The 16,300-nt window shown below is 69.7% G+C and carries 19 protein-coding genes; 7 read left to right on the forward strand and 12 right to left on the reverse strand.

The window, feature by feature from the left end; translation table 11 throughout:
- A partial coding sequence (locus tag BGO22_RS07065; RefSeq protein WP_286849775.1) for a xanthine dehydrogenase family protein molybdopterin-binding subunit occupies positions 1-1,201 on the forward strand: 1,201 nt, incomplete at its 5' end.
- 22 nt (positions 1,202-1,223) lie between these two features.
- Here BGO22_RS07065 and BGO22_RS07070 read toward each other — a convergent pair.
- Genes BGO22_RS07070 through BGO22_RS07085 form a run of 4 tightly spaced genes read right to left on the reverse strand, consistent with a single transcriptional unit; the run spans position 1,224 to position 4,802 of the window.
- On the reverse strand, positions 1,224-2,522 hold the full coding sequence (locus tag BGO22_RS07070) for a TRAP transporter large permease (protein WP_070397714.1): 1,299 nt from the start codon (positions 2,520-2,522) through the stop codon (positions 1,224-1,226).
- On the reverse strand, positions 2,522-2,998 hold the full coding sequence (locus BGO22_RS07075) for a TRAP transporter small permease (protein WP_070397715.1): 477 nt from the start codon (positions 2,996-2,998) through the stop codon (positions 2,522-2,524). Before BGO22_RS07075 ends, BGO22_RS07070 begins: the two co-directional genes overlap by 1 nt.
- A complete protein-coding gene (locus BGO22_RS07080; RefSeq protein ID WP_070397716.1) occupies positions 2,995-3,975 on the reverse strand; it encodes a TRAP transporter substrate-binding protein in 981 nt (326 codons plus the stop codon). The genes BGO22_RS07075 and BGO22_RS07080 overlap by 4 nt, the downstream gene beginning before the upstream one ends.
- The gene (locus BGO22_RS07085) at positions 3,972-4,802 is read right to left on the reverse strand and encodes an SDR family NAD(P)-dependent oxidoreductase (protein ID WP_070397717.1); all 831 of its coding nucleotides are present in this window, start codon (positions 4,800-4,802) and stop codon (positions 3,972-3,974) included. Before BGO22_RS07085 ends, BGO22_RS07080 begins: the two co-directional genes overlap by 4 nt.
- 78 nt (positions 4,803-4,880) lie before the next feature.
- Here BGO22_RS07085 and BGO22_RS07090 point away from each other — a divergent pair, with 78 nt between their 5' ends.
- Complete coding sequence (locus BGO22_RS07090; protein ID WP_083292856.1) at positions 4,881-5,693, forward strand: cupin domain-containing protein; 813 nt, start codon at positions 4,881-4,883, stop codon at positions 5,691-5,693.
- A gap of 13 nt (positions 5,694-5,706) precedes the next feature.
- On the opposite strand, the gene BGO22_RS07095 is transcribed toward BGO22_RS07090, so the two are convergent.
- The 4 genes from BGO22_RS07095 to BGO22_RS07110 form a co-directional block, all read right to left on the reverse strand.
- Positions 5,707-6,234 (reverse strand): MarR family winged helix-turn-helix transcriptional regulator, encoded by a 528-nt coding sequence (locus BGO22_RS07095; protein ID WP_070397718.1) that lies wholly within the window; start codon positions 6,232-6,234, stop codon positions 5,707-5,709.
- 47 nt (positions 6,235-6,281) lie between these two features.
- The gene (locus BGO22_RS07100; protein ID WP_070397719.1) at positions 6,282-6,509 is read right to left on the reverse strand and encodes a hypothetical protein; all 228 of its coding nucleotides are present in this window, start codon (positions 6,507-6,509) and stop codon (positions 6,282-6,284) included.
- Entirely contained in the window at positions 6,506-7,258 is a 753-nt protein-coding gene (locus BGO22_RS07105; protein ID WP_070397720.1) for a TSUP family transporter, read from the reverse strand. Before BGO22_RS07105 ends, BGO22_RS07100 begins: the two co-directional genes overlap by 4 nt.
- A gap of 97 nt (positions 7,259-7,355) precedes the next feature.
- Positions 7,356-8,258: a LysR substrate-binding domain-containing protein gene (locus BGO22_RS07110; protein ID WP_070397721.1), complete on the reverse strand. Its 903-nt coding sequence runs from the start codon at positions 8,256-8,258 to the stop codon at positions 7,356-7,358.
- A gap of 412 nt (positions 8,259-8,670) precedes the next feature.
- On the opposite strand from BGO22_RS07110, the gene BGO22_RS07115 reads away from it, so the two are divergent.
- From BGO22_RS07115 to BGO22_RS07125, 3 genes are all read left to right on the forward strand, one after another.
- Positions 8,671-9,075, forward strand: a complete 405-nt coding sequence (locus BGO22_RS07115; protein ID WP_070397722.1) for a response regulator — start codon at positions 8,671-8,673, stop codon at positions 9,073-9,075.
- Positions 9,076-9,176: 101 nt separating this feature from the next.
- Positions 9,177-10,334: an aromatic ring-hydroxylating oxygenase subunit alpha gene (locus BGO22_RS07120; RefSeq protein ID WP_070397723.1), complete on the forward strand. Its 1,158-nt coding sequence runs from the start codon at positions 9,177-9,179 to the stop codon at positions 10,332-10,334.
- A gap of 29 nt (positions 10,335-10,363) precedes the next feature.
- Positions 10,364-10,948, forward strand: coding sequence for a TetR/AcrR family transcriptional regulator (locus BGO22_RS07125; RefSeq protein ID WP_286849780.1), 585 nt, complete (start codon positions 10,364-10,366; stop codon positions 10,946-10,948).
- Positions 10,949-10,997: 49 nt separating this feature from the next.
- On the opposite strand, the gene BGO22_RS07130 is transcribed toward BGO22_RS07125, so the two are convergent.
- Positions 10,998-13,058, reverse strand: a complete 2,061-nt coding sequence (locus tag BGO22_RS07130; RefSeq protein ID WP_070397725.1) for a sodium-translocating pyrophosphatase — start codon at positions 13,056-13,058, stop codon at positions 10,998-11,000.
- A gap of 280 nt (positions 13,059-13,338) precedes the next feature.
- On the opposite strand from BGO22_RS07130, the gene ppa reads away from it, so the two are divergent.
- Entirely contained in the window at positions 13,339-13,881 is a 543-nt protein-coding gene (ppa, locus tag BGO22_RS07135) for an inorganic diphosphatase (RefSeq protein WP_070397726.1), read from the forward strand.
- A gap of 13 nt (positions 13,882-13,894) precedes the next feature.
- On the opposite strand, the gene BGO22_RS07140 is transcribed toward ppa, so the two are convergent.
- From BGO22_RS07140 to BGO22_RS07150, 3 genes are read right to left on the reverse strand one after another with little or no spacing between them, the layout of a single operon-like run.
- Positions 13,895-14,344: a bactofilin family protein gene (locus tag BGO22_RS07140; RefSeq protein ID WP_070397727.1), complete on the reverse strand. Its 450-nt coding sequence runs from the start codon at positions 14,342-14,344 to the stop codon at positions 13,895-13,897.
- Positions 14,338-14,685, reverse strand: a complete 348-nt coding sequence (locus tag BGO22_RS07145; RefSeq protein WP_070397728.1) for a hypothetical protein — start codon at positions 14,683-14,685, stop codon at positions 14,338-14,340. The genes BGO22_RS07140 and BGO22_RS07145 overlap by 7 nt, the downstream gene beginning before the upstream one ends.
- Positions 14,686-14,713: 28 nt before the next feature.
- Complete coding sequence (locus BGO22_RS07150; protein ID WP_070397729.1) at positions 14,714-15,871, reverse strand: GNAT family N-acetyltransferase; 1,158 nt, start codon at positions 15,869-15,871, stop codon at positions 14,714-14,716.
- 29 nt (positions 15,872-15,900) lie between these two features.
- Between BGO22_RS07150 and BGO22_RS07155 the strand changes: the two genes are divergently transcribed.
- The coding region (locus BGO22_RS07155; RefSeq protein WP_286849782.1) for a nitrilase-related carbon-nitrogen hydrolase at positions 15,901-16,300 on the forward strand (400 nt) is incomplete at its 3' end.

Below are 16,300 nucleotides of genomic sequence, written 5' to 3' on the forward strand. Positions count from 1 at the left end.
GCAGAAGATCGGCATGGACCCATTCGAGATCCGCGCCCGCAACGTGATACGGGACGACGCCTACCCGGCCACGGGTGCCTCAGGCATCAAGCTCGAGGTGCTGTCGCACGAGGCCAGCCTGAGGAAGCTGCGCGAACTGATGAACTACGACGCGCTGCGCGCCGAGCAGACCGCGCTGCGCAAGCAGGGCGTGCACCGCGGCATCGGCTTCGCGGTGGTGATCGAGCTCACCAACCCCAGCGCCGCGTTCTATGGCGTGGGCGGCGCGCGCATCGCTTCGCAGGACGGCGCCACCCTGCGCCTGGACCCCGAGGGCGACGTCACGGTGTTGGTGGGTGTGGGCGAGCAAGGGCAGGGCACCGAGGGCATCTACCGCCAGATCGCAGCCGACGCGGTAGGCGTGGACATCGCCAAGGTCAAGGTCATCACGGGCGACACGGATGTGACGCCCTATGGCGGCGGTACCTGGGCCTCGCGCGGCGCCGGCATCGGCGGCGAGGCGGTGCTGCTCGCGGGCCAGGCCTTGCGCGAGAACATCCTCAAGGTGGCGGCGGCCATTCTCCAGCGCGAGCCAGGCACGCTGGCGCTGCGCCGCGACCGCGTGGTCGACGCTGGCGATGGCCAGGAGCTGCTGCCGCTCCAGGAACTGGGCCGCATCGCCTACTTCCGTTCGGACACGCTGCCGGCGGGCTTCACGCCCGAGCTCATGGTCACGCGCCACTACGCGCAGCGCGACTACCCCTTCATCTTCACCAACGGCGTGCAGGCGTCCTACGTGGAAGTCGATCCCGACACCGGCTTCGTGAAACTGCTCAAGCACTGGGCGGTGGAAGACTGCGGCCGCGTGCTCAACCCCATGCTGGTGGACGAGCAGATGCGCGGCGCCATCGTGCAGGGCATCGGCGGCGCGCTGTTCGAGGAATGCCTGTACGACGAGGCCGGCCTCATGCTCAACGCCAACATGGCCGACTACCTCGTGCCCATGTCGGCCGAAATGCCCGACATCGAGCTGGCGCACGTGATGACGCCCACGCGCAGTTCGAAGCTGGGTGCCAAGGGCGCTGGCGAGGCCGGCACGGCCGGCGCGCCGGCGGCGGTGATGAACGCCATCAACGACGCCATCGCGCCCTTCGGCGCGGTGGTGCACTCGCAGCCGATCACGCCGCAGAAGCTGCTGCGGGCGCTGGGCAAGGTGGCGTGAGCGTGGGTGGGCGCGGCGGCGCTCAGCCGCCGATCCACACCGCCGGCAGCCACAGCGACACCAGCGGCACGTAGGTCACGATCAGCAGCACCGCGATCAGCGCCAGCGTGAACGGCAGGGCCTCCTTGAACACCGCGTGCAGCGGCGATCCCGCGATCTGCGCCGTGAGGAAGGTGATGACGCCCGAGGGCGGCGTGAGCTGGCCGATCATGAGGTTGAGCACCACGATCACGCCCAGGTGCACGAGGTCGATGCCATAGGCGTTGGCGATGGGCACCAGCACCGGCACCAGCGTCACCAGCGCCACCGCCGGCTCCAGCGCCAGGCCCCAGAGCAGCAGCACGACGTTGATGAGCGCGAGCATCACCCAGGGGCTGTCGGTGAGCGTCTTCAGCGTGGTGGCCAGGGTCTCGCCGATGGCCAGGTTGGCCACCAGCCAGGAGAAGATGCCCGAGGCCGCGATGGTGAGCAGGATGATGCCGGAGCTGACCATGCACTCGCGGAAGATGTGCCAGGTCTGGCCCCAGCTGAGTTCGCGGTAGAACAGCACGCTGATCACGATGGCGTAGAGCACGGCGGTGATGCCGGCCTCGGTGGGCGTGACCACGCCGCCCACGATGCCGCCGATGATGATGACCGGCATGGCCAGCGCGGGCAGCGCGTCCCAGGCGGCGCGTCCCACGGCACGCAGCGAGGTGCGTTCGGAATAGGGCAGGTTGCGCCGGTGCGCGACCCAGCTCGCGGCGGCCAGCAGGTACACGCCCATCAGCAGGCCCGGGATGGCGCCGGCCAGGAACAGCTGGCCCACCGACACGTCGCTCACCAGGGCATACACCACGAAGGCGATGGAGGGCGGAATGATGGGGCCCATGGTGGACGCGGCGGCCACCACGGCGGCCGCGTAGGCGCCGGGGTAGCCCTTGTCCTTCATGGCCGGGATCATCGAGGAGCCGATGGCCGAGGCGTCGGCCACGGCCGAGCCCGACACGCCCGAGAACACCATGCTCGCCAGGATGGCCACGTGCGACAGGCCGCCGCGGATGTGCCCCACCGCGGCGGAGGCGAAGTTGAGCAGCCGGCGCGTGATGCCGCCGGTGTTCATGAGCTCGCCCGCGAGGAAGAAGAAGGGGATGGCCAGGAAGGCGAAGGAGTCCATGCCCTGCACCATGGACGAGGCCACGATGTTGAGCGGCACGGCCCCGCCGCTGCAGGCGATGAAGACCAGCGCCGCCAGGCCCATGGCGAAGAACACCGGCACGCCGATGACCGCGAAGGCCATGAAGGCGGCCATCAGGATGCCGAAGAGGATCAGCTGCTGCATCAGGCCGCTCCGCGAACGCCGGTCCACTGCTGCCACAGCTTGTCCAGCAGCGCCAGCGCCATCAGCGCCGCGCCCACCGGCAGCGACCAGTACAGCAGCGGCTGCGTGGCCGGCATGGAGGTGAAGGGAATGCCCTCCATGGCGTCGATGACGAGGCGGCTCTCCCAGCCGTAGACCGCGACGAACACCAGCGAGAGCAGCAGCGCCAGGGTGCGCAGCACGGCCCGTTTGCGCTCGGACATGCTCAGGCCCAGAAAGTCGGCCGAGAGGTGGCTGTCGCGGCGCACGCCCACGTAGCCGGTGAGCATGGTGGCCCAGATCATGAGCACGACGCTGAATTCGGTGGCCCAGGGCAAGGGGATGCCCGCGATCTCGCGCAGCAGGATCTGGCCCCCGCCCACCAGGACGAGGACCAGCAGGCAGGCGCCCAGCAGGGCCAGCATCAGCCGGTCGAGCCAGCCCAGCAGGCGGTTCATTTGACGGCCCGGATCTTCTCGACCGTGCCCTTGGCCCAGAGCTGGCCGTCGAAGCCCGTCGTGACCTTGTCGGCCGCCTGGCGGAAGGCCGCGAGATCGGGCTCGACGATCTCCATGCCGTTGGCCTTGAGCGTGTCGATGGACTTGGTGGCCACGTCCCAGGTCATCTGGCTGGCCCACTTCTCGGTGGCGGCCACGGCCTCGGTCATGGCCTTCTGGTGGGCGGGCGACAGGCGCGACCATTTGTCCGCGGCCATCAGCACCATCAGGCCCGACTGGATGTAGTCGATGCGCATGGCGTATTTCTGCACCTCGTAGTACTTGGCGCCGGCGATGGCGTCAAAGCCGTTGTCCTGGCCGTCGACCAGGCCCTGCTTCATGGCCAGGTAGAGCTCGGCCGCGGGCACGGGCGTGGGCGCGGCGCCCCAGCCTTTCATGACCTCCAGGATGGCGGGCGTCTCGGGCACGCGCACCTTCAGGCCCTTCATGTCCTCGGGCTTGAGCACCTTGCGGTTGGAGGTGGTGAGCTGGCGCGGTGAGCGGTCGGACACGTAGCCCACGTACTTGAAGCCGGCTTCCTTCTCCACTGGCGCCAGCATCTGGCGGAAGGTGTCGGACTGCATGAAGGCCTTGAAGTGCGCGTGGTCGCGGAACACGTAGGGCGCGAACAGGGCGTTGAAGTCCTTGCCGCCCTTGGCCAGCGCCAGCGTGCCGGTGTCGGCCAGCATCATGTCGATCTGGCCGGTGCGCAGGCCCGCGTAGTTCTGCGGCAGGCTGCCGAGCTGGCCGGCGCCGAAGGACTGCACCTTGAGTTCGCCGTTGCTGCGGTCGGCCACTTCTTTCGCGTAGCGGTCGGCGATGGGCCCCCACACCGGCGGCGGTGCGACGTAGGCCATGCGCAGCGCGGGTTGCGCGGTCGCGGCGAAGGCGAGGCTGGCGAGCGCGAGCCCGGCCAGCAAGGGGCGGATGCGTTTCATGGCGTGGTCTCCTGTTGGGGTGGCATGGGGCGCTGGGCTTGCCGGGCGGCCACGTAGTCCCGGTAAGGGGTGCCGTTGGACACCAGCATGCCGCCATCGACGTCGATGGTGCTGCCGGTGATCATGGCGGCGGCGGGGGAAAGCAGGAAGGCGATGGACTCGGCCACGTCCGCGGCCTCGACCCAGCGGCCCAGGGGCACGGTCTCGGCCACGGCGGCAATGCGCTCGGCGCTGAGGCTGCGGTGGATCATGGGCGTGAGTGTGGGGCCGGGGCACACGGCGTTCACGCGGATGCGCTGGCCCGAGAGCTCGAAGGCCATGTGGCGCGTGAAGGCGAGCACCGCGCCCTTGGACGCGGTGTAGGCCGCGTCGCCCGAATAGGACATGCGCTTTCCCGCGATGGAGGCCACGTTGACCACGGAGCCGCCGTGGCGCATGAGCGGCGCGGCCTCGCGCAGGCAGAGCATGGTGCCGCGCAGGTTCACGTCGAGCACGCGGTCCCAGTCGGCCACGGTCATGTCGTCGAGCAGGTGGCGCGATTCGATGCCGGCGCTGTTCACCAGGCCACCGATGCGGCCGAAGCGCTGCGCGATGGCAAGGAAGGCGGCGCACACCGCGTCTTCGCGCGCCAGGTCGCAGGCGATGTGCGTGAGGCGCCCGTCGGCCACCGCGCCCGCGAGCGTGGCATCCGGCACGGCGGCGCGGTCGAGCGTGACCACCTGGTGGCCGCGCCGCGCGAGCAGGGCGGCAGTGGCGGCACCGATGCCGCTGGCGCCGCCGGTGACCACGCTCACCGGTGCGTCGTCGGGGGTCGAAACAAAAGACATGACAGCATCCTTGGTTCGGCCATATAGTAACGATCGTTACCAAATACCGAACCCTCTCGTTTACCCTAAGGAGCCTCGATGAACGCTGTCCACGAACCGCAGAAGGGCCAAAGCGCCGGCTGGATGCCTGGCCATCAGGCGCTGCCCGGCGTGTACGCCTACGACCTGGAGAGCCTGCCCTGGCGCACCACGCCGCGCGGCACCGCGCGCGAGAAGGCGGTGCGCCGCGACGAAGCCGCGGGCCTGTTCCTCGGGATGATCGCCTTCGATCCCATGAGCCGATCGGGCGTGCACCAGCACCGGGGTACCGCGAGCAGCTACTTCCTGTCGGGCGAGCTGGTCGATTTCCAGTGCACCACGCGCGCGGGCGCGGTGGGCATCAACCTGGCGGGTGCCACGCACGACGCGGTGACCTACGGCGGCTGCACGTTGTTCTCGCGCCTGGAGGCGCCGGTGACCATCGAGCCCGATGGCGCGGCGATCCACCCGCACGCGAAGAAGACCACGGTGGTCAACGAATCGCCGTTCACGCCCCCGGACATCACCGTGGTGCTCGACGAGGTGGTGCCGGTGGCTTCGCCGTTTGCGCGGGTGTCGCGCCGCGCGGTGTTCGACTACGCGGGCACGGGCCACAACCGGCGCCTGTGCATGTTGCAGCTGTGGCCCGGCGCGCACCTGCCCGATCTGCAGCACCAGGGCCTGACCGACTGGTTCGTGATGGCGGGCGACCTGCGCATCGGCGACACGCGCGTGGCGGGGCCGTCGGTGGTGGTGATCGAACCGGGGTCGCGCGTGGACGTGTCGTCCACCTTCGGCTGCTCCTTGCTGGCCTGGGCCGAGGCGCCCGCGCACGCGGGCGGCGATCCGGCGCTGGAGCCTTACGGCTTCTGAGCGCGCGCCGAGATCACTCGATCGGGTCGTCGCCCGTGGGGTCGTTGCGCGCCTGCAGCAGCAGCTTGCCCAGCAGCTTGTGCAAGGTGTTGAGCTCGCTCTCGCTCAGGCTCGCGTAGACATGGGCCTCGCGCTTGATCGCGGCCTGCGCGATCTCGCCATACACGGCCCAGCCCTCGTCGGTGAGGCTGAGGTGGAAGCTGCGGCGGTCCGCCTCGCTGTTCTCGCGCGCCAGCCGGCCCTGCGATTCGAGCTTGCGCACCACGCGCGAGACGCTCATCTTGTCCAGGCCGGTGAAATCCGACAGCGTCTGCGCCGTGATGCCGGGCTTGTCGGCCACGGTGAGCAGCACGCGCCACTCGGTGAGGTTGAGGTCGAAGCGCTCCCCAAAGCGCAGGCCGAAGGGCTTGCCCGTGACGTTGGTGAGCACCCAGATGCGGTAGTAGGGCGAACTCTCGGTGGAGAGCAGCGCGCGTTTCGCGGGCCGGGCGCGGCCACCGCCGCCGGCGGTGCGTGAAGGGGGTGTCGCGCGCGAAGCCATGGCGCGGCAGTGTATGCGAGGCCTGTCATGCCCCGCGTCGCCTGTGTTCAGTGGGGCGTGCGCAGCGGCGCGGCGTCGGCGTTCGACCAGCGCACCAGCTGCGCGCGCGCCTCGTCACTGGCCTCGGTGAGCTGGCGCGCCAGGTGCAGGCCCACGAACCAGCGCTGCTCGGACAGCGCGGCGCTGGGCTCCAGGTCTTCCATCAGCGAGCGCAGCGCCAAGGCGGATGCGTGCAGCGCCTCCAGTTGGGCGGACAGGTCTTGCAGCGTGTTCATGCGGCCCCCATCGATACCAGTGCGCGTTGCACCATGGTGAGGCCCAGCGCGCCGATGGCGATCTGGAACCCACGTTTGAACGCGGCCTCGCTGAGCCGCTGGCGCGCGAAGGCGCCCAGGCCCAGCCCCAGCAGCGCGGGCAGCAGCATGCTGGCCGAGGCCGCGAGCGCGTCCGTGCGCACGCCACCGGCACCCAGGCTGATCCACAGGCACAGCGTGCAGACGGTGAAGGTGAGGCCCAGCGCGCCCACCAGGGTGTCCTTGTTCAGGCCCAGCGACTGCAGGTAAGGCACGCTGGGCATGACGAACACGCCGCTGGCCACCGTGAGCGCGCCCGTGGCCAGGCCCATGGCGGGACCGATCCATGCGTCGTGGCGCCCGGGCGGCGGCAGGCGCAGGCCGACCAGACCGGCCAGGCCGTAGAACGCGAGCAGGCCGCCGGTGAGGGCCTGCGCCCAGGGGCCGGCGCTGGCCACCTCGGGCAGCGGCGAGAGCCAGGCCCCGGCCGCGGTGCCCAGGCACAGGCCGCGCGTGCGGCGCCACACCGCCCAGGCCACGCCGCAGCGCAGGTACTGCCAGACGTTGGTGAGCAGGGAGGGCAGCACCAGCAGCGCGGCGGCCTGCGCGAGCGGCAGCACCATCGACAGCCCGGCGATGGCCACCGTGGGCAGGCCCAGCCCGGTCACCCCTTTGACGGTGCCCGCGACCACGAACACGGCGGCCACCGCCACCAGTTGCTGCATTTCCATGCGGCGCGATTCTGTCGAGGCCGCGCCGGGCGAGCCATCGCAAAGAAGCGGAGGGGGCGTTCGAAAAAACCGGAGGCCGCGCGGGCCATGGCGCGATTCAGTCGCGCGCGGACTGCTCGTGCAGGAAGCCGATCAGCGCCTTCACCGAGGCCGGTGCCGTGTCGTGCGCGTGGTGCGTGCACACGAGCAAGCGGCGCTTGGCCCAGCTGTCGCGCAGCGGGCGCCACTGCAGGCCGGGGTACTGGCGCACCAGTTCGCGTGTGGCGAGGCTGGAGACGATGGACAGGCCCACGTCGAGCGCCACCATCTTGAGCACGCCCTCGAAGGTGCGAAGGCTCACGCGGTAGCGGATCACCTTGCCGAGATCGGCCGCCTTCACCTGCAGGTAGGTGTAGAGCGCGCTCTGCGCGGGCAGGCCCACCATGGGGTGATCCAGGCACTCGTCGAAGCGCGGCGAATCGCCGAGCGCGGCCAGGCGGTGCGCGGTGCCCACCACCACCAGATGGTCGTCGGCCAGCGGCATGGCGTGCAGGCCGCTGGTGTCCATGGTGTCGGCCAGCACGCCCACGTCGGCCTTGCGGCGGTGCAGGGCCTCCAGGATTTCGCCGGTCCACATTTCCTGCAGGTCGACGTCGACCTCGGGGTGTTCGCTCAGGAAGCGCGACAGCGGCTCGGGCAGGTAGCCCGAGAGCGCGGCGGTGTTGGCCAGCAGGCTCACGCGGCCGCGCACGCCGTGCGCGAACGGCGCCATCTCGCGCTTGAGCCGGTCCAGTTCCACCAGCACCGACCGGGCGTGGCGCGCGAGCTCGATGCCAGCGTCGGTGGGCCGCACGCCGGAGGCGCGGCGCTCGAACAGGCGCACGCCCAGGGCCGATTCCAGCTCCTGCAGCCGGCTGCTGGCCGCCGCCACGGACAGGTGGCAGCGCCCGGCACCAGCCGTGATGGACCCGGCGTCGAGCACCTCGATGAACAGCTTGAGCTTGGCGACGTCGACTTTCATGGGGGGGCGCGGGAGGGCGTGGCGATCATAGACAGGCGCGGATCCAGGAGACCCGGCCGCAATGCCCAAGCATTCCCGCCGAGAACTAAGGGTTTACCCTAGTGATTTTGGTCATGAGCGTGCAAAATTCCGCGCGTTCGTTGACGGGACGCGTTTCTGCGCGTCCTCCAGCGGGAACTTCCCGCCGACCTGTCCCCCAGGTCATCCGATGCGATTGGCGCCCTCGCGGCGCGGTCCGCCGGTCGGGCGAACACCGCACCGCCACATCGCCGCCCCTTGGCGTCCACACCGCGCGAGCGCGCCCACCCGGCGTGCCCCTCGGGTTTTTCGTTTTCCGTTCCGTTCATCCCGCCGGTGCCCCACGAGGGCGCGGTGGTGACGCTTTTCCGGGCCCATCCCTGGCCCGCCCGCCATGAATACCGAACGCATCCTGCTCGTCGACGACAGCGAGAACGACAACCTGTTCCACGAGATCACCATCCGCAAGACCGGCTTTGCGGGTGAGATCCGGGCCTTCGAATCGGCCGAGGACTTCCTGCAATTCCTGCGCCAGGATGCTGAGCGCTCCGCGACCCTGGTGCTGCTGGACATCAATCTGCCCGGCATGAATGGCTTCGACTGCGCGCGCCAGATCGAGGCCCTGGTGGGCGAGGGCCACCCGGTGTTCGTGAGCGTGCTCACCTCGTCCACCTGGCGCGACGACCGCCGCGCGGCGCAGGATCTGCCCGTCATCGAGGACTTCCTGGTCAAGCCGCTCACGCGCGAGGCGCTGGATCGTGTGATGGCCCGCGCGCGCGCCAAGGCCAGCGCGGGTTGATCCGAACGGGGGCGGCGCGTCGCCCAGGCGGCGTCCGCCGTGCGCGACGGCATGCACAATGCCCCGCACCCGTGCACCGCACACGGGGCAGAGGAGACCGCATGCACCACGACGAGCAGGTTCGGCTGATCCAGCGCGCGCTCGCGCTCATCGAGGCCGGCGCCAGCGAGCGCGGCGAACCCACGTTCAGCCCCGTGAGCCGCTACCTGGACCCGGCGCGCTTCGAAGCCGAGCGGGAACGGCTGTTCCGCGCCTTGCCGATCGCGGTCTGCGCCTCGGGCAGCCTGGCGGCCGCCGGCGACAGCCTGGCCCTCGACGTGGCGGGTGTGCCGTTGCTGTTGGCGCGCGGCGAGGGCGGCGAGCTGAACGCCTTCATCAACGCCTGCCGCCACCGCGGCGCGCGCCTGCTGGGGGCGGGAGCGCACCACCACCAGCGTGCCTTCATCTGCCCGTACCACAGCTGGACCTACGGTCTGGACGGCGCCTTGCGCGGCCGCCCGCACGCCGCGGATTTTCCGCACGCACCGCCCGAGCGCTGCTCGCTCGCCCGCGTGCCCGTGGGCGAGGCGCTGGGCCTGGTGTGGGTGGTGCCGCGCGCGCTGCGCGAGGGCGAGCCCGATCGCATCGACCTGGAGCGCCACCTGGGCCGCTTCGGCCAGGACCTGCGCCACTGGGGCTACGACGGCTGGGTGCCCTTCCATGAGCGCAGCTTTCCCAACGCCGCGAACTGGAAGATCCCCTTCGAGGGCAACCTGGAGACCTACCACTTCCAGTACGCGCACCGCCAGAGCATCGCCCACCTGTTCCACGACAACCTGCTGATCGCCGACCACGACGACGACCACCAGCGGCTGCTGCTGCCCAAGCGCAGCATGGCGGGGCTGCGCGAGCAGCCGCATGAGCGCTGGGCGATTGGCCCGCACTCAAACATCATCTACTTCTTCTTCCCGGCCACCTTCATCCTGCACGAGGGCGACCACGCCAATCTGTTCACCGTGCTGCCGGACAGCGTGGGCCACAGCACGGTGCGCGCGGTCACGCTGATCCCCGAGAAGCCCACGAGCGAGAAAGCGGCCCGCCACTGGCAGAAGAACGTCGAGTCCTTCTGGGGAGCGCTGGACGAGGACTTCGCGCTCGGGGTGAGCTGCCAATCGACCCTGGCCAGCGGGGCGAACGCGCACTGGCACCTGGGCGCGACGGAGTGCAGCGCGGCGCGCTTTCATGCGGCGGTGGAGCGGGTGTTGGCGCAAGGGGCATGAGGCGACAAGGCCCTCGGTAAGATCGCGCGATGCCCCGTCCGGACGCCCCCGTCGCCGAACCGCACGACACCCGCCTGCTGCAAGCCCTCGCCGCCGTCGCCGGCGAGAAGGGACTGGCGGCCACCACCGTGTCCGACGTGGTGCGCGTGGCGGGCGTCTCCAAGCGCACCTTTTACGAACACTTCAGCGACAAGGACGCCTGCTTTCTCACGCTGTACCGCCAGGCCAGCGCCTCGGCGCTGCGCACGCTGCGCGAGTCGGTGCAGCCCGAGCGGCCCTGGCAGGCGCAGCTGGAAACGGCGCTGCAGGCCTACTTCGCTCACCTTGCGGCCGGGCCGCAACTGCTGCGCACGCTGTTTGTGGAGATCCACCACCTGGGCGAGGCGGGCGCCAACGTGCGCCGAGAGGTCATGCGATCTCTGGCCGACTTCATGCGCGACACGGTCAACCGCGATCGCGACGCCGAACACGCGCTGAGCGAGGCCATGGCCATGGCGGCCGTGGGCGCGATCACCGAGCTGGTGCTCGACGCGATAGAACGCGGCGAGCAGGCGCAGCTCACCTCGCTCACACCAGCGGCCAGCGACATCGTGCGCCGGCTCGCGCAGGCCTGAAAACAGAAAAGCCCGCGCGGGGCGGGCTTCCTGATGGGCTTGCCGAGGGTCAGGTCAGCGGCAGCAGCGGCACGATCAGCAGCGCCACGATGTTGATGATCTTGATCAGCGGGTTCACCGCCGGGCCGGCCGTGTCCTTGTAGGGGTCGCCCACGGTGTCCCCGGTGACGGCGGCCTTGTGCGCCTCCGAGCCCTTGCCGCCGTGGTGGCCGTCCTCGATGTACTTCTTGGCGTTGTCCCAGGCGCCGCCGCCGGTGCACATGGAGATGGCGACGAACAGGCCGGTGACGATGGTGCCCATGAGCAGGCCACCCAGCGCCTTGGGCCCCAGGAACACGCCCACCAGGATGGGCACGATCACCGGCAGCAGGCTGGGCACGATCATTTCCTTGATGGCCGCCGTGGTCAGCATGTCCACCGCCTTGCCGTACTCGGGCTTGGCCGTGCCTTCCATGATGCCGGCGATCTCCTTGAACTGGCGGCGCACCTCTACCACCACCGAGCCAGCCGCGCGGCCCACGGCCTCCATGGCCATGGCGCCAAAGAGGTAGGGAATCATGCCGCCGATGAACAGGCCGATGATCACCATCGGGTCGCTCAGGTCGAAGCTGACCTTGGCACCGTAGGTCTCCAGCTTGTGGGTGTAGTCGGCGAACAGCACCAGCGAGGCCAGGCCGGCCGAGCCAATGGCGTAGCCCTTGGTGACGGCCTTGGTGGTGTTGCCCACGGCGTCCAGCGGGTCGGTGATGTCGCGCACGCTGCTGGGCAGCTCGGCCATCTCGGCGATGCCGCCGGCGTTGTCGGTGATGGGGCCGTAGGCGTCGAGCGCGACCACGATGCCGGCCATGCTCAGCATGGAGGTGGCGGCGACGGCGATGCCGTACAGGCCCGCGAGCATGTAGGCGGCCACGATGGCCGCGCAGACGAACAGCACGGGCCAGGCCGTGGAGCGCATCGAGACACCCAGGCCGGCGATGATGTTGGTGCCGTGGCCGGTGGTGGAAGCCTGTGCGATGTGTTTGACCGGGCTGTACTGCGTGCCCGTGTAGAACTCGGTGATCCACACCAGCACGCCGGTGAGCACCAGGCCCACCGCGCAGGCACCGAACAGGCGCAGCTGGCTGCCGCTCTGGGTGATGGCGTTGTCGGGCATGACCCAGGCGGTGACGAACCAGAAGGCGATCAGCGAGAGCACGCCGGCGATGACCAGGCCTTTGTACAGGGCGGGCATCACGTTCTTCATGCCGGGGCTGGCCTTGACGAAGAAGCAGCCGATGATGGACGCGATGATGGACACGCCGCCCAGCACCAGCGGGTAGATCACGGCCTGCAGCGGCGCGGTCGCCACCATCAGCGCGCCCAGCACCATGGTGGCGATGAGCGTGACGGCGTAGGTCTCGAACAGGTCGGCCGCCATGCCGGCGCAGTCGCCCACGTTGTCGCCCACGTTGTCGGCGATCACCGCCGGGTTGCGCGGGTCGTCTTCGGGAATGCCGGCCTCCACCTTGCCCACCAGGTCGGCGCCCACGTCGGCGCCCTTGGTGAAGATGCCGCCGCCCAGGCGCGCGAAGATGGAAATCAGCGAGGAGCCGAAGGCCAGGCCAATCAGCGGGTTGAGCATCTTGGACAGGTTGGAGGCGGCGTTGAGGTTGCCGTTGCCCACCAGGAACCAGAAGAAACCGGTGACGCCCAGCAGGCCCAGGCCCACCACCAGCATGCCGGTGATGGCGCCGCCGCGGAAGGCCACGTCCAGCGCCGGGCCCATGCCCTTGGTGGCGGCCTGCGCGGTGCGCACGTTGGCGCGCACCGAGATGTTCATGCCGATGAAGCCGCAGGCGCCCGAGAGCACCGCGCCGACCAAGAAGCCGATGGCGGTGGGGCCGTCGAGGAAGACGCCGATGAGCACCGCGAGCACGATGCCCACGAGGCCGATGGTCTTGTACTGCCGCGCCAGATAGGCGGCCGCGCCGGTCTGGATGGCGCCGGCGATTTCCTGCATGCGGGGATTGCCGGCGTCCTGCGAAAGGATCCAGCTGCGCGACCAGAAGCCGTAGACCACGGCGATCAGGCCACAGACGAGCGCGAAGATCAGCGCACTTTGACCAACCATGAAGTTCTCCTGCCAGTGAGTTCGACTTGGAGGGGGCAACGCCTCCGGGGTATGCCCCCGCTGCGTTGCTTCCTCGCTGTCGCCCGCGCTGCGGAACTTGCAGCAGGGCACCGGCGATTGGCCAACCGACGCAATGTAGCCAGATTCCCCCCGTTTGCCATCGGGGGCGTCAGGCTGGCGTCGGTAAAATCAGGGTAAATACGGAGCGGGCGCCGCGCCCACCCGTCGCGCCCGCGACGGCTCCGTGACCGATCCCCTTCAACCTCCCCTCGAGTCTTTCATGTCCCTCGACAACGTCACCCCTGGCAGCAAGGTTCCCGAAGCGTTCAACGTGATCATCGAAATCCCGATGAACGCCGACCCGATCAAGTACGAGGTCGACAAGGAAACCGGCGCCATCTTCGTGGACCGCTTCATGAGCACGTCCATGCACTACCCCACCAACTACGGCTACATCCCCAAGACCATCTCGGGCGACGGCGACCCGGTGGACGTGTTGGTGATCACCCCCGTGCCCCTGCACCCTGGCGTGGTGGTGACCTGCCGCGCCCTGGGCATGCTGCGCATGGAAGACGAGGCTGGCGAGGACGCCAAGCTGCTGGCCGTGCCGGTGGACAAGATCCTGTCGATCTACACCCAGTGGCAGAAGCCCGAGGACCTGAACCCCATGCGCCTCAAGACCATCCAGCACTTCTTCGAGCACTACAAGGACCTGGAGCAGGGCAAGTGGGTCAAGGTGCTGGGCTGGGCCGACAAGGCCGCCGCCCACAAGGAAATCCTGGACGGGATCGCCAACTACGAGAAGGCCCAGAAAAAGGCCTGAGCGGCCAGGGTGTTCAGGACGCGGCGGGCGGCTGCACCAGCACGTCGCGCAGCACCGGCAGGCGGTCTTCGACCTGCAGGGTATGGAAGGGGCCCTTCAACTGGGCCCCTTCGTACATCTGCAGCCGCCGCGCGAACAGGGTGCCGGTGCTGACGCCGGACTTGCTCACGTAGACCATGCCCTCGCATTCCAGGCTGGTGTCGTGCGGGCCGCCGTTGGGCGAGCCGAGCTGGCCGAAGAGGTAGAGGTCGCCCATCACGCGGATGCGCCCGCGCACGCTGGCACCGGTCCAGATGATGAGGCGGCCGTCGACGCGGATGTGGCCTTCCAGGTGCCCCTGGACCAGCAGGCCGCCTTCGAAGTTGAGGTCGCCGCTGAGATCGCAGCCAGCGGCCACGCGGTTGGTGATCTCCATCGCCACCGGGTCGATGGTGAGGGTGTCCTGCGCGTTCTTGCTCACCATGGCAGCCTCGGCAGCAACGGGGCCAGCCAGCCCTGGGACCGGGCGGTGAGCACCAGTCCCGCGGCCAGCGCCACCAGGCCCAGCGCGGCGATGGCCAGGGCGTGGCGCTCCAGCCAGCGGCGCAGGGGCCTGGGGCGGCGCCGCGGCTGCCCCGCGGGCAGCGTGGCCAGGCGCTCGATGGCCCAGGACCGCCAGGCCGAGCTCAGGCGGCTGTCGCCGCTGTTGGGGTCGAGCCGCAGGCCCTGCGCCTTGCGGTCGCCCGTGTCCAGGCGCCGCCCGAGCAGCACCGAAAACGGGGCGCCCACGATGCCGTGGGTGAAGAACGCGTCCTGCTCGTCCATGGCGGCCGAGTGTAGCGAAAGGGTTCGCTCAGGAGGGCTCGGCCTTGAGCGGGTTGCGCGCGGCGAGATGCCCCAGGTACTGCTCCACGCCTTCGCCTTCGCGTTCGAGGAAGCGGTCCACCGCCTCGGCGAATGCCGGGTGGGCCAGCCAGTGGGCGCTGGTGGTCTTGACGGGCAGCAGGGCGCGCGCCATCTTGTGTTCGCCCTGGGCGCCGCCCTCGAAGCGCTGGTAGCCCTGGGCGATGCACCACTGCAGCGGCTGGTAGTAGCAGGCCTCGAAGTGCAGGCAATCCACGCGCTGCAGGGCGCCCCAGTAGCGGCCATAGGCCACGCGATGCGCCGGGTCGATGGCGATCAGGCTGCTGGCGATGGGTTGGCCCCCGCGCTCGGCGATGAACAGCAGCCAGTGCTCCGGCATGTCGCTCGCCATGCGTTCGAAGAAGCCGCGGCTGAGGTAGGGCGGGTTGCCGTGCTCCCAGTAGGTGCGCTCGTAGCAGCGGTAGAAGAAATCCCAGTCGGTCGGGGCGATGGCGTGGCCCTCGGCGTGGCGGAACAGCACCCCGGCCTCGGCCACCTTGCGGCGCTCCTGGCGGATCTTCTTGCGCTTGTCCTGCTGCAGGCTGGCGAGGAAGGCGTCCCAGTCGGGCCACCCGGTGTTCTGCCAATGGAACTGCACCGTGTGCCGCAGCATGAGGCCGGCCTCGGCGCAGGCGGTCGCGTCGCGCGGCTGGGCGAACAGGAGGTGCAGCGAAGACAGGCGCTCTTCCTCGCACCAGCGCACGAGCGAGCGCACCAGCGCGGCGCGCGCGGCGCCGTCGCGCGCCAGCAGCCGCGCGCCCGGTACGGGGGTGAAGGGCACGGCCACCAGCGCCTTGGGGTAGTAGGCCAGGCCGTGCTGCGCATAGGCGTTGGCCCAGGCCCAGTCGAAGACGTATTCGCCGTAGGAATGCGACTTGAGATAGACCGCGCAGGCGGCTTCCAGTCGTTCACCCCGCCACAGGGTGAGGATGCGCGGCGTCCAGCCGGTGTCCGGCGTGGCGCAGCCCGTGTCGCTCATGGCCCGCAGGTACTCGTGCCGCGCGAAGGGGCTGGGGTCGTCCTCCAGGGCCAGCAACTGCGCCCATTGCGCGGCGTCCACCGCGCCCCAATCGCCCAGGACGCGGGTGACATAATCGATTTCAGCCACGCCCGACCCCTGCCTTCGCACCAGATTCCATGTCGTTTTCCGTATCGGTTGCCCAACTCAACTTCGTGGTGGGCGACATGGCGGGCAATGCCCGCCGCATCGTCGAGGCCGCCACGGCCGCCCACGCGCGCGGGGTGAGGCTGCTGCTCACGCCCGAACTCGCCCTCTGCGGCTACGCCGCCGAAGACCTGTACCTGCGGCCCGCCTTCGTCGACGCCTGCGATGATGCCCTCAAGTCGGTGGCGGCTTGCACGGCGCAGCTCAAAGGCCTTTGCATCGTGGTGGGCCATCCGGCCCGCGCGGGCGGCGGGGCGCGCGGGCGCAGCGTGGCCGTGGCCTCGCTGCACAACGCCGCCACGGTGCTGTGCGAAGGCCGTGTGGTGGCGACCTACGCCAAGCGCGAGCTGCCCAATTACCAGGTCTTCGACG

Origin of the sequence: Hydrogenophaga sp. 70-12, assembly GCF_001897365.1 — a bacterium.
In the GTDB taxonomy this organism is placed as follows: domain Bacteria; phylum Pseudomonadota; class Gammaproteobacteria; order Burkholderiales; family Burkholderiaceae_C; genus Hydrogenophaga; species Hydrogenophaga borbori.